This is a genomic window from Pseudomonas cichorii, from assembly GCF_018343775.1.
In the GTDB taxonomy this organism is placed as follows: domain Bacteria; phylum Pseudomonadota; class Gammaproteobacteria; order Pseudomonadales; family Pseudomonadaceae; genus Aquipseudomonas; species Aquipseudomonas cichorii.
In genome coordinates this window covers 4725439-4737281 of sequence record NZ_CP074349.1, presented here as the reverse complement: position 1 = coordinate 4737281, position 11843 = coordinate 4725439, and the positions used below count along the sequence as shown (strand labels likewise).

The 11843-nt window shown below is 57.3% G+C and carries 12 protein-coding genes; 9 read left to right on the top strand and 3 right to left on the bottom strand.

What is annotated here, in order from left to right; translation table 11 throughout:
* The first annotated feature begins 47 nt into the window (after positions 1-47).
* The 8 genes from KGD89_RS20175 (at position 48) to pdxJ (ending at position 7870) form a co-directional block, all read left to right on the top strand.
* Positions 48-1427: a DegQ family serine endoprotease gene (locus tag KGD89_RS20175; protein WP_236250079.1), complete on the top strand. Its 1380-nt coding sequence runs from the start codon at positions 48-50 to the stop codon at positions 1425-1427.
* A 171-nt stretch (positions 1428-1598) separates the two neighbouring features.
* Positions 1599-3395 (top strand): translation elongation factor 4, encoded by a 1797-nt coding sequence (gene lepA / locus KGD89_RS20170; RefSeq protein ID WP_025261575.1) that lies wholly within the window; start codon positions 1599-1601, stop codon positions 3393-3395.
* Between the two features lie 9 nt (positions 3396-3404).
* Positions 3405-4259, top strand: a complete 855-nt coding sequence (lepB, locus tag KGD89_RS20165; RefSeq protein WP_025261574.1) for a signal peptidase I — start codon at positions 3405-3407, stop codon at positions 4257-4259.
* Between the two features lie 116 nt (positions 4260-4375).
* Positions 4376-4753, top strand: a complete 378-nt coding sequence (locus tag KGD89_RS20160) for a DUF4845 domain-containing protein (protein ID WP_025261573.1) — start codon at positions 4376-4378, stop codon at positions 4751-4753.
* Positions 4750-5439, top strand: coding sequence for a ribonuclease III (gene rnc, locus KGD89_RS20155; protein WP_025261572.1), 690 nt, complete (start codon positions 4750-4752; stop codon positions 5437-5439). The genes KGD89_RS20160 and rnc overlap by 4 nt, the downstream gene beginning before the upstream one ends.
* Positions 5432-6334 (top strand): GTPase Era, encoded by a 903-nt coding sequence (gene era / locus KGD89_RS20150; protein ID WP_025261571.1) that lies wholly within the window; start codon positions 5432-5434, stop codon positions 6332-6334. Before rnc ends, era begins: the two co-directional genes overlap by 8 nt.
* A gap of 61 nt (positions 6335-6395) precedes the next feature.
* Positions 6396-7079 carry a DNA repair protein RecO gene (recO, locus tag KGD89_RS20145; protein ID WP_025261570.1) on the top strand — a complete coding sequence of 228 codons (684 nt, stop codon included), beginning with the start codon at positions 6396-6398 and terminating at the stop codon, positions 7077-7079.
* A 50-nt stretch (positions 7080-7129) separates the two neighbouring features.
* Positions 7130-7870 carry a pyridoxine 5'-phosphate synthase gene (pdxJ, locus tag KGD89_RS20140; RefSeq protein ID WP_025261569.1) on the top strand — a complete coding sequence of 247 codons (741 nt, stop codon included), beginning with the start codon at positions 7130-7132 and terminating at the stop codon, positions 7868-7870.
* Here the strand turns inward: pdxJ and cmoB are convergent, their stop codons facing one another.
* The 3 genes from cmoB to KGD89_RS20125 form a co-directional block, all read right to left on the bottom strand.
* Positions 7871-8830, bottom strand: a complete 960-nt coding sequence (gene cmoB / locus KGD89_RS20135; protein ID WP_025261568.1) for a tRNA 5-methoxyuridine(34)/uridine 5-oxyacetic acid(34) synthase CmoB — start codon at positions 8828-8830, stop codon at positions 7871-7873.
* Complete coding sequence (gene cmoA / locus KGD89_RS20130; RefSeq protein ID WP_025261567.1) at positions 8827-9570, bottom strand: carboxy-S-adenosyl-L-methionine synthase CmoA; 744 nt, start codon at positions 9568-9570, stop codon at positions 8827-8829. Before cmoA ends, cmoB begins: the two co-directional genes overlap by 4 nt.
* Positions 9571-9670: 100 nt before the next feature.
* Positions 9671-10063 (bottom strand): protease inhibitor I42 family protein, encoded by a 393-nt coding sequence (locus KGD89_RS20125; RefSeq protein ID WP_025261566.1) that lies wholly within the window; start codon positions 10061-10063, stop codon positions 9671-9673.
* Positions 10064-10808: 745 nt separating this feature from the next.
* Here KGD89_RS20125 and KGD89_RS20120 point away from each other — a divergent pair.
* Entirely contained in the window at positions 10809-11843 is a 1035-nt protein-coding gene (locus KGD89_RS20120; RefSeq protein ID WP_025261565.1) for a polysaccharide biosynthesis protein, read from the top strand.

Genomic DNA, 11843 nt, shown 5'->3' with positions numbered 1-11843 from the left:
TGTCGATACCACGTTTGAAATCTTATGTTTCGCTGATTGCCGCCGTGATGATGCTCGGCCAGGTCGCTGTGGCTCAGGCCGAGGACTTGCCGGATTTCACCGGACTGGTTGAACAGGCTTCGCCTGCGGTAGTGAATATCAGCACCCGTCAAAAAATGCCTGATCGTGCGGTCGCCGGTCAGATTCCTGATATGGAAGGCCTGCCGCCCATGTTGCGAGAGTTTCTCGAACGCAGCATGCCACCTGGATCTCGTGCTCCCGGGAAGGGGGATCGCCAGCGCGAAGCCCAGTCCCTGGGTTCGGGCTTCATCATTTCCGGTGATGGCTATGTCCTGACCAACAACCATGTGATCGATGGCGCCGATGAAATCATCGTTCGCCTTTCCGATCGCAGTGAATTGAAGGCCAAGCTGGTCGGCACCGATCCGCGTACCGACGTTGCTGTCCTGAAGATCGATGGCAAGAACCTGCCTACCGCCAAGTTGGGTAACTCCAACAAGCTGAAAGTGGGTGAGTGGGTGCTGGCCATCGGTTCGCCGTTCGGCTTTGATCATTCGGTGACCAAAGGCATCGTCAGCGCCAAGGGGCGTAGTCTGCCGAACGATACTTATGTGCCGTTCATCCAGACCGACGTGGCGATCAACCCGGGTAACTCGGGTGGTCCGCTGTTCAACATGGCCGGTGAAGTCGTGGGTATCAACTCGCAGATCTTCACCCGCTCCGGCGGGTTCATGGGCCTGTCGTTCGCGATCCCTATCGATGTGGCCATTGATGTCGCCAATCAGCTCAAGGCCAGCGGCAAGGTCAATCGTGGCTGGCTGGGTGTAGTGATCCAGGAGGTCAACAAGGACCTGGCCGAATCCTTCGGTCTCGACAAGCCTGCTGGCGCCCTGGTTGCGCAGGTGCTTGAAGATGGCCCGGCAGCAAAAGGTGGCCTGCAGGTCGGTGATGTGATCCTCAGCGCCAACGGTCAGCCGATTGTCATGTCCGCAGACCTTCCGCACCTGATCGGCAATCTCAAGGATGGCAGCAAGGCCGAGCTTGAAGTGATCCGTGATGGCAAGCGTCAGAATCTGACCGTCACCGTCGGCGCCCTGCCGGACGAAGGTCAGGAAATGGGTGCTACAGGCCCGGGAGCCGAGCGCAGCAGCAATCGCCTGGGTGTTTCGGTGATCGAGCTGACTGCCGAGCAGAAGAAGAGCTTCGACCTCAAGGGTGGCGTGGTCATCAAGGAAGTGCAGGGTGGTCCGGCAGCACTGATCGGTCTGCAGGCGGGTGATGTCATCACTCACCTGAACAATCAGGCCATCGTTTCGGCGAAGCAATTCACCGAAGTCGCCAAGAGCCTTCCGAAGGATCGTTCCGTCTCCATGCGCGTTCTGCGTCAGGGGCGGGCAAGTTTCATTACCTTCAAACTGGCTGAGTAATCGGCAGGTTTGACGAAAAAGGGCGGTCGATACCGCCCTTTTTTGTGGGTGTCTGCCGGATGGGTATTGTTCTGTATCCCTCTGGGCGTGACGCCTCTTGCTTCCTTCAGGTACAATTCCCGGCTATTTTTCGGCGGGCAATCTGCCTGCAACCTTTTTGAGTGTTGATCCGTGAGTGATTTGAGTCATATCCGCAATTTCTCCATCATCGCCCACATTGACCATGGCAAGTCGACGCTGGCCGACCGCTTCATTCAAATGTGCGGTGGCCTGTCCGAGCGCGAAATGGAAGCGCAGGTCCTCGACTCCATGGATCTTGAGCGCGAGCGCGGGATCACCATCAAGGCCCACAGCGTAACCCTGTACTACAAGGCCAAAGACGGTAAGACCTACCAGCTGAACTTCATTGACACCCCGGGCCACGTGGACTTCACCTATGAAGTCAGCCGTTCCCTGGCAGCCTGTGAAGGCGCGCTGCTGGTTGTCGATGCCGGTCAGGGCGTGGAGGCACAGTCGGTTGCCAACTGCTACACCGCTATCGAGCAGGGCCTTGAGGTCATGCCGGTACTGAACAAGATGGACTTGCCGCAGGCCGATCCCGACCGCGTCAAGGAAGAGATCGAGAAGATCATCGGCATCGACGCCACCGATGCAGTGGCATGCAGCGCCAAGAGCGGCATGGGTGTCGACGAAGTGCTGGAGCGCCTGGTTGCGACCATTCCAGCACCCGAAGGCAATATCGAAGATCCGCTGCAGGCGTTGATCATCGACTCGTGGTTCGATAACTACCTGGGCGTTGTTTCCCTGGTGCGTGTTCGCCATGGCCGTGTCAAGAAAGGCGACAAGATCCTCGTCAAATCCACCGGCAAGGTGCATCTGGTCGACAGCGTGGGTGTGTTCAACCCCAAGCACACTGCGACCGTTGACCTCAAGGCCGGTGAAGTAGGCTTCATCATCGCGGGTATCAAGGACATTCATGGTGCTCCGGTCGGTGACACCCTGACCCTGAGCTCCACTCCCGATGTCGATGTGCTGCCAGGCTTCAAGCGCATTCAGCCTCAGGTCTATGCCGGCCTGTTCCCGGTCAGTTCGGACGATTTCGAAGATTTCCGTGAAGCGCTGCAAAAGCTGACGCTCAACGACTCTTCGCTGCAATACCTGCCGGAAAGCTCCGATGCCCTGGGCTTCGGCTTCCGCTGTGGCTTCCTGGGCATGCTCCACATGGAGATCATCCAGGAGCGTCTGGAGCGTGAATACGATCTGGACCTGATTACCACTGCGCCAACGGTAATTTTCGAGCTGTTGCTCAAGAACGGTGAAACGATTTACGTCGACAACCCGTCCAAGCTTCCTGACCTGTCCGCTATCGAGGACATGCGCGAGCCGATCGTGCGGGCCAATATTCTTGTGCCTCAGGAGCACCTGGGTAACGTCATTACGCTGTGCATCGAGAAGCGTGGCGTTCAGCACGACATGTTGTTCCTGGGTACCCAGGTTCAGGTGAGCTATGACCTGCCGATGAACGAAGTGGTCCTGGACTTCTTCGATCGTCTCAAGTCTGTCAGCCGTGGTTATGCTTCGCTGGATTATCATTTCGATCGTTACCAGTCAGCCAATCTGGTGAAACTCGATGTGTTGATCAACGGCGAGAAGGTCGACGCCCTGGCGTTGATCGTGCATCGTGACAACGCGCACTACAAAGGGCGTGCGTTGACCGAGAAAATGAAAGAGCTGATTCCGCGGCAGATGTTCGATGTGGCAATCCAGGCCGCCATTGGTGGTCAGATTGTGGCGCGTACAACCGTCAAGGCACTTAGAAAGAACGTACTGGCCAAATGTTATGGCGGCGACGTAAGCCGTAAGCGCAAGTTGCTGGAGAAGCAAAAGGCCGGTAAGAAACGCATGAAGCAGGTCGGCAACGTGGAGATCCCACAGGAAGCTTTCCTTGCAGTGCTCAGGTTGGAATAGTCAGGTCCTATGTCACTAAATTTCCCGCTGTTGTTGGTCATCGCAGTCTTTGTCTGTGGCGTGCTCGCACTGATCGATCTGGTTTTCCTGGCGCCTCGTCGCCGGGCTGCCATCTCGACCTATCAGGGCAGTGTCAGTCAGCCGGACATCGCGGTTGTTGAGCAATTGAACAAAGAGCCTTTGCTGGTCGAATACGGCAAATCGTTCTTTCCGGTGCTGTTTCTCGTGCTGGTGCTCCGTTCATTTCTGGTCGAACCCTTCCAGATTCCTTCGGGCTCCATGAAACCGACACTGGAGGTGGGTGATTTCATCCTGGTCAACAAGTTCTCCTACGGCATCCGTCTGCCGGTGCTGGATCAGAAAGTGATCCAGATCGGCGACCCGAAGCGTGGCGACGTCATGGTGTTTCGCTACCCCAGCGACCCGAGCGTCAACTACATCAAGCGTGTAGTGGGCCTGCCGGGTGACCATATCCGCTACACCAGCGACAAGCGTCTGTTCGTCAATGGTGAGCTGGTTGCCAAGAAGCTGATCGGTAGCGAGCCGGGCACTCTGGGCAGTGCCGAGCTTTATGAAGAGCTGCTGGGCGATGTCGAGCACCAGATCCGTCAGGAAATGAGCCGCTACCGTGCGCCGCCTGACAGCGAGTGGACCGTGCCGGCTGCGCATTACTTCATGATGGGCGACAACCGCGACAACTCCAATGACAGCCGTTACTGGGACGATCCGAACATTCCCAAGAACGAACTGGGCATGGTTCCTGACAAGAACATCGTCGGCAAGGCGTTTGCTGTCTGGATGAGCTGGCCGGAGCCCAAGCTCAGTCACTTCCCTAACTTTTCACGGGTCGGACTGATCAAGTAATCAATGCGGCGCTGCTAGAGCAGCGCCGTATCTCATTTGGGCTGGCCCGAAACGTTTCTGATCGACAAGTCATGTCGGTTGCGTGAACGGGCTATCCTTGGGGTCGAGGTCGAAACATGACGTTTTCCGCTTCTCAGAAAGGTTTGTCGTTCGTGGGGTGGCTGATTGCGCTGGCGCTTGTCGCATTTGTGACGAGCACGGCTTTCAAGCTGATCCCGCACTATCTTGACTACATGTCGATGAAGAAGATCATCGAGTCGGTCGAGAGCAATCAGGCCCTGGAAATCACCACGGTCGACGATTTTTACAGTTATGTCGGTAAAAACATGCAGGTCAACAATATTCGGGATGTGGATTTGAACAAGGCTTTAAAGGTGACGGTGCAGAACGGCAAGTTCAGCGCCCATTTGAACTATGAACAGCGTGAGCCGTTGATCCAGAATATCGATCTGGTGATGAAGTTCGATCAGCAATTCAGCGTGGGTAAACTGTGAGCGTATCCTTGAGCCGCCTGGAGCGTCAGCTCGGCTATACCTTCAAGGATCAGGAACTGATGATCCTGGCCCTGACCCACCGCAGTTTTGCTGGCCGCAATAATGAGCGTCTGGAGTTTCTCGGTGATGCGATCCTCAACTTCGTAGCCGGTGAAGCACTGTTCGAGCGCTTTCCCCAGGCCCGCGAAGGCCAGTTGTCGCGTTTGCGCGCACGTCTGGTGAAAGGGGAAACCCTGGCATTGCTGGCCCGTGGTTTCGATCTGGGCGAATATCTGCGTCTGGGCTCCGGCGAATTGAAGAGCGGCGGTTTCCGTCGCGAGTCGATCCTGGCCGATGCCCTTGAGGCGTTGATCGGTGCCATCTATCTCGATTCGGGCATGGAAGTTGCGCGTGAGCGTGTCCTGGCATGGCTGACCAACGAGTTCGACAGCCTGACACTGGTCGATACCAACAAGGACCCGAAAACCCGACTGCAGGAATTCCTTCAGTCCCGTGCCTGTGAATTGCCGCGTTACGAAGTGGTGGATATCCAGGGCGAACCGCATTGCCGGACGTTTTTCGTCGAATGCGAGATCACCTTACTGAATGAAAAGAGTCGAGGTCAGGGTGTCAGCCGTCGCATTGCCGAACAGGTAGCCGCGGCCGCAGCACTCATTGCCCTGGGCGTGGAGAACGGTCATGACTGATACAACTGCAACTCGCTGTGGCTATGTTGCCATCGTCGGCCGCCCCAACGTAGGCAAGTCCACGCTGCTCAACCACATTCTTGGCCAGAAGCTGGCGATCACCTCGCGCAAGCCTCAGACTACTCGTCACAACATGCTGGGTATCAAGACCGAAGGCGCCGTGCAGGCGATCTATGTCGATACCCCCGGTATGCACAAGAACAGCGAAAAAGCCCTCAACCGCTACATGAACAAGACCGCTTCGGCTGCGTTGAAAGACGTCGATGTCGTGATTTTCGTGGTTGACCGTACCCGCTGGACCGACGAAGACCAGATGGTGCTCGAGCGTGTCCAGTACGTGCAGGGCCCTGTCATCCTGGCGATCAACAAGACTGATCGTATCGAGGACAAGGGCGATCTGATGCCGCATCTGGAATGGCTGCAAGGCCAGTTGCCCAATGCGTCCATCGTGCCGATTTCCGCGCAGCACGGGCATAACCTCGATGCTCTGGAAGGCCTGATCGCTTCCCACCTGCCGGAAAACGATCACTTCTTCCCGGAAGACCAGATCACCGACCGCAGCAGTCGCTTCCTGGCTGCCGAACTGGTTCGCGAGAAAATCATGCGCCAGCTGGGTGCCGAGCTTCCGTACCAGATCACCGTCGAAATCGAAGAGTTCAAGCAGCAGGGACGTACCTTGCATATCCATGCCCTGATTCTTGTGGAGCGTGATGGCCAGAAGAAAATCATCATTGGCGACAAGGGTGAGCGGATCAAGCGCATCGGCAGCGATGCCCGTCGCGACATGGAGCTGCTGTTCGATTCCAAGGTCATGCTCAACCTGTGGGTCAAGGTCAAAGGCGGCTGGTCCGATGATGAGCGCGCCTTGCGTTCATTGGGCTACGGCGACCTGTAAGTGCCCTGTCACCCGGTCATGAATGTGACCGGGTGAATCTCCTTTCTTGCGAGCCACCCCGATGAGCGCGCCAACCGGCCAACCTGCTTATGTGCTTCACAGCCGGGCCTATCGCGAAAACAGCGCTCTGGTCGACTTCCTCACGCCTCAAGGCCGTTTACGCGCCGTGCTGCGTAATGCTCGTGGCAAGGCCGGTACGCTGGCTCGTCCTTTCGTACCTCTTGAGGCCGAGTTTCGCGGACGTGGCGAACTCAAGAATGTCGGGCGCATGGAAGGTGCCGGCGTAGCCATCTGGTTGTCCGGCGAGGCCTTGTTCAGTGGGATGTACCTCAACGAACTGCTGATTCGCCTGTTGCCATCGGAAGATCCTCATCCCGCCGTTTTCGACCACTATGCCGCGACCCTGACAGCCTTGGCGCAAGGTCGTCCTCTTGAGCCTCTGTTGCGTTCATTCGAATGGCGACTGCTGGACGATCTGGGCTATGGCTTTGCGCTGGACGTGGATATCAATGGCGAGCCGCTTGCTGCCGATGGTTTGTATCGCCTGCAAGTGGATGCAGGGCTTGAGCGGGTCTATCTGCTGCAGCCCGGACTGTTTCAAGGCGTTGAGCTACTGGCCATGGCCGAGGCCGACTGGAGCGCTCCGGGTGCGCTGTCTGCTGCCAAGCGCCTGATGCGTCAGGCACTGGCCGTGCATCTGGGCGGACGTCCATTAGTAAGCCGTGAACTGTTTCGCAAGCCGTGAACAGGCTTTATGCTCTGCGGCCTGCTTCGATCAAATCTCAGGAGACACCCGTGACCCAAAGCACTCGCATCCTTCTTGGCGTTAACATCGACCACGTTGCCACCTTGCGTCAGGCTCGCGGTACACGTTATCCGGATCCGGTGAAAGCCGCATTGGATGCCGAAGAGGCGGGCGCGGATGGCATCACCGTGCATTTGCGTGAAGACCGTCGGCATATCCAGGAGCGCGATGTCTTGCTGCTCAAGGACGTGCTGCAGACACGCATGAATTTCGAGATGGGCGTAACCGAAGAAATGCTCGCCTTCGCCGAGCGTATTCGTCCGGCCCATGTATGCCTGGTTCCTGAAACCCGTCAGGAACTCACCACCGAAGGCGGCCTTGATGTCGCCGGTCAGGAAGAGCGGATCAAGGCGGCGGTCGAGCGGCTGTCGAAGATCGGCTGCGAAGTCTCGCTGTTCATCGATGCGGACGAACAGCAGATCGCCGCTTCCAGGCGCATCGGTGCTCCGGCCATCGAGCTGCATACTGGCCGCTATGCCGATGCTCAGACGCCAGCTGAAGTCGCAGAAGAACTCAAGCGCATTGCCGATGGTGTGGCGTTCGGGGTGGCTCAGGGGCTGATCGTCAATGCCGGTCATGGCCTGCATTATCACAACGTCGAAGCGGTGGCGGCGATCAAAGGGATCAATGAACTGAACATCGGGCATGCGCTGGTTGCACATGCCCTGTTCGTGGGCTTCAAGGCTGCTGTGGCCGAAATGAAGGCATTGATTGTGGCGGCTGCCAGGTAATCAGGGCTTGCGCCCGACAATCACGGCACGCATCGGTGCGGGCAGGCCTTCAATGGTGCGGCTGTGATCCTCGGGGTCGAGAAAATCGCCCAGCGACTGGTAGCGCATCCATTCGGTGCTGCGTTGTTCCAGAACGGTCGTGGTGCTGACATCGACGCAGCGGACATCGACGAATCCGGCGCGACGCAGCCATAACTCCAGCGCCGGGACCGATGGCAGGAACCATACGTTGCGCATTTGTGCGTAGCGGTCTTCCGGGACCAGCACTTGTTGCGCATCACCCGGCACCACCAGTGTTTCCATGACCAGCTCGCCGCCTTTGACCAGGCAGTCCTTCAAGGCCAGCAAGTGGTCGATAGGCGATTTGCGGTGATACAGCACACCCATGGAGAACACGGTATCGAAGCCTTCGAGGTTGGCTGGCAAGTCTTCCAGAGCAAAGGGCAAATGCCAGGCCGGCAGGTCCGGCAGATAGCGTTGCATGGCCTGGAACTGACAGAAGAACAGCCAGTTGGGGTCGACACCAATCACGCTCTCGGCTCCAGCACCGAGCATGCGCCACTGGTAATAGCCGTTGCCGCAGCCTACATCCAGTATGCGTTTACCCTTGAGATCCAGGTGTGGCGAGACGCGGGACCACTTCCAGTCCGAGCGCCATTCGGTATCGACATGCACGCCGAACACATCGAACGGCCCCTTTCGCCAGGGTGAAAGCCCCATCAAGGCCTTGCGCACTTGAGTGCGGGTCTCGTCGTCGCACTCGACCTCCAGAGTAAAGCTGTCGGCCAGCTCAACGCGCTCCGGCGTGAGTTCGGGCAGGGCATCCAGCGCACTTTGCCAGCGTTGCAGGTCGCCGTGCCCCTTGGCCATCTTGGTGTCGAGTTGTGCTTGCAGGCCGTTGGCCCATTCAGCGAGTGGCGTGCCTGCAAGGCGGCGGACAAGTGGAGCGAGATCAATCATGGCAGGGCAATCAACGAGGCAAAGTTAAGGCATTGGAACCAGGGGACGACCTTTGAAAAACCGGCGGCCAACAGACGTTGGCGGTGTTCTTCGAGGCTGTCGGGTTTCATGACGTTTTCGATGGCGCTGCGCTTCTGGGCTATTTCCAGGTCGCTGTAGCCATTGGCGCGCTTGAACGCGATATGCAGGTCGGTCAGCAGGGCATGTTCCTGCTCGTCGCTGAAGCGCAGCTTTTCCGAGAGGATCAAGGCGCCGCCAGGCACCAGCGCCTGACGAATGCGGGTTAGCAGCGTGAGTCGCTGTTCCGGGGCAATGAATTGCAGGGTGAAGTTCAGGGCCACTACCGAAGAGGGCTGGAACTGTAACGCCAGAATGTCGCCCTCGATCACCTCGACCGGCAGCAACTCCTGAAACATCGAGTTCTGCGCATTGAGGTATTCACGGCAGCGCTCGACCATCGCTGCCGAGTTGTCCACGGCGATGACCTTGCAGCCCTCGCTGCGCACATGCCGACGCAGGGCTTGAGTCACGGCCCCAAGGGAGCTGCCCAGGTCATACAGCACCGTGTCGGGTCTGGCGAACTGTGCTGCGAGCACACCCAGGTTCTCGACAATCGTCGGGTAGCCGGGCACCGAGCGCTTGATCATGTCAGGAAAGACCCGTACCACATCCTCGTTGAAGGCGAAGTCAGGCACCTGAGCCAATGGCTGGGCGAAAATGCGGTCGGGTTCTTTGCTCACGGCGGTTCCGGCGAAGGCTTTGAAAGGCGGGCATTCTAGCCAAGTTGTCGCCGGGATGCATGAGGCAGAGCGTGCTGTCTGACAGAGCGCGTAAAACGCCTCAGTTCACGGTGATTGCACACTCGAAAGTCTGTTCGGGAGCCGCTTCTGGTGTCCAGGGTTGCTGGTAGATCATCACCAGTTGCCCCGTGCCAGTCTCGGTCGCCTTGTAGCGCCATACCGATTGCCCGCCACTGCCCACCATTTCCGTGCTTTGCGAGTTTTTATAAACCTCAGGCCCCAGACTGCGCAGCACGCTTTGTGCCGGATTCTGGATCTGCCAGCGAAAGCCGGTGGTGGGGTTGCTGGGCAGAGTGAGGATCAGGGTTTGTCCGCTCTTGAGCGTCAGCGGGCAGTCGCTCTGGGCTTCCACTGAAACGATGGTTTTCGGGGTTTGCGCGCAGGCGGTCAGCAGGGCAAGGCTCAAAGGGGCGAGTAGACGGGCATGGGTCATGGCAAGTTCCGGTTTTGCGTGACGATGCTGGAGCATAACGCATTGACGTGTGGGCACGATGAAGAGCTGTGCTGCCTGGCAATTGACGTTACGGCCGGCAAAGTGGGAAGTTTTGTGGGTTTCGGAAAATTCATACAGCATTTGTAGCGCATTGCTGGTTTTGTTCCTGCCCTTGATAACGTATCCAATCTCCCGATATAAAGCATGGAGTTACGAATAGATTGCAGTCCGTCGAGAGCCTCATTGTTTTGCGCCATTCCAGTGCTGCGGGCAGGTAATGCTGATGTCCTTTAGCCTGCTTTTCAGCCAATACAGGCTGAAGTAGATCTGCCTTGAATGTGTGTATGGGAAAAGGAGGGGCTTGCAGGCAGCGTAAAGTCTAGAATGAGGTGGCATTTCGATAGGGAAGTGGCACAATCGCCCAGATTTTTTGTATGGCAGTCCATTTGCGGTTTTATCGACCACAGACAGCGGCTGCCTTGCAAGCCGCAACCAGTCGGTTTCGAGCGGCCGCGAGCACTGGATCTGGCTCACGACTCTCGACGACGGTTCGTTGGACAATATGCACAGGATGGTCGCAGCATGGACGTAGCAGGCGTTGCTGCGGGCGGCTTTTTTGTTTTCAGGGCGTTGATCGGGCTTTATCGATCAGTTATCCCGGCGCTCAGCAGTAAGACAAATTGGTTTTTTCGACCTTGAAGTCTCGTTAATCCCAGGACAGCCTGCCTCATTTTCAGGAATTATTATGTTTAGCGGAAAAAAACTTCTCATCTCTGGCGGTACCGGTTCTTTTGGCAACGCTGTCCTCAAGCGCTTCCTCGACAGTGATATTGCGGAAATCCGTATTTTCAGTCGTGACGAGAAGAAACAGGACGACATGCGCAAGCGCTATGCCAATAGCAAGCTGAAGTTCTATATTGGCGATGTGCGTGATTACCAGAGCGTGCTCAATGCTACGCGCGGTGTCGATTATATTTTCCACGCCGCCGCCCTGAAACAGGTTCCGTCCTGCGAATTCCACCCGATGGAAGCGGTCAAGACCAACGTCATCGGTACCGAAAACCTGCTGGAAGCGGCTATCCAGAACGAAGTTCGTCGCGTTGTCTGCCTCAGCACCGACAAGGCCGTCTATCCAATCAACGCCATGGGTATTTCCAAGGCGATGATGGAAAAGGTCATGGTCGCCAAGTCGCGCAATGTCGACGATAACAAGACCGTCATCTGCGGTACCCGCTATGGCAACGTCATGGCTTCGCGCGGATCTGTGATTCCTCTGTTCATCGATCAGATTCGTGCCGGTAAAGAGCTGACCCTGACCGACCCGAACATGACCCGCTTCATGATGACCCTGGGCGACGCTGTCGACCTGGTGCTCTATGCGTTCGAGCATGGCAACAACGGTGATCTGTTCGTACAGAAGGCTCCGGCGGCGACCGTCGAAGTCCTGGCCAAGGCGCTGACTGCACTGGTGGGCAAGCCGGATCACCCGATTCAGGTGATCGGTACTCGCCATGGCGAAAAACTGTATGAAGCACTGCTGAGCCGCGAAGAAATGGCCTGTGCCGAAGACAAGGGTGACTATTTCCGCATTCCGCCAGACTTGCGCGACCTCAACTACGCCAAGTTCGTCGAGCAGGGCGAAACCAAGATTTCTCGCACCGAAGACTACAACTCGCACAATACCGAGCGCCTGGATGTCGAAGGTATGCAGCGTCTGTTGCTCAAACTGGACTTCATGCGCGCCATCCAGCGTGGCGAGCACGCTACGCCGGAGGAGTGA

What these genes read in the sequence shown, in the direction of transcription:
- KGD89_RS20125 (WP_025261566.1), bottom strand. Translation starts at nt 10,063, where the DNA reads ATGACCCATGCCCGTCTACTCGCCCCTTTGAGCCTTGCCCTGCTGACC.
- KGD89_RS20160 (WP_025261573.1), top strand. Translation starts at nt 4,376, where the DNA reads ATGACGTTTTCCGCTTCTCAGAAAGGTTTGTCGTTCGTGGGGTGGCTG.
- era (WP_025261571.1), top strand. Translation starts at nt 5,432, where the DNA reads ATGACTGATACAACTGCAACTCGCTGTGGCTATGTTGCCATCGTCGGC.
- recO (WP_025261570.1), top strand. Translation starts at nt 6,396, where the DNA reads ATGAGCGCGCCAACCGGCCAACCTGCTTATGTGCTTCACAGCCGGGCC.
- cmoB (WP_025261568.1), bottom strand. Translation starts at nt 8,830, where the DNA reads ATGATTGATCTCGCTCCACTTGTCCGCCGCCTTGCAGGCACGCCACTC.
- KGD89_RS20120 (WP_025261565.1), top strand. Translation starts at nt 10,809, where the DNA reads ATGTTTAGCGGAAAAAAACTTCTCATCTCTGGCGGTACCGGTTCTTTT.
- KGD89_RS20175 (WP_236250079.1), top strand. Translation starts at nt 48, where the DNA reads ATGATGCTCGGCCAGGTCGCTGTGGCTCAGGCCGAGGACTTGCCGGAT.
- lepB (WP_025261574.1), top strand. Translation starts at nt 3,405, where the DNA reads ATGTCACTAAATTTCCCGCTGTTGTTGGTCATCGCAGTCTTTGTCTGT.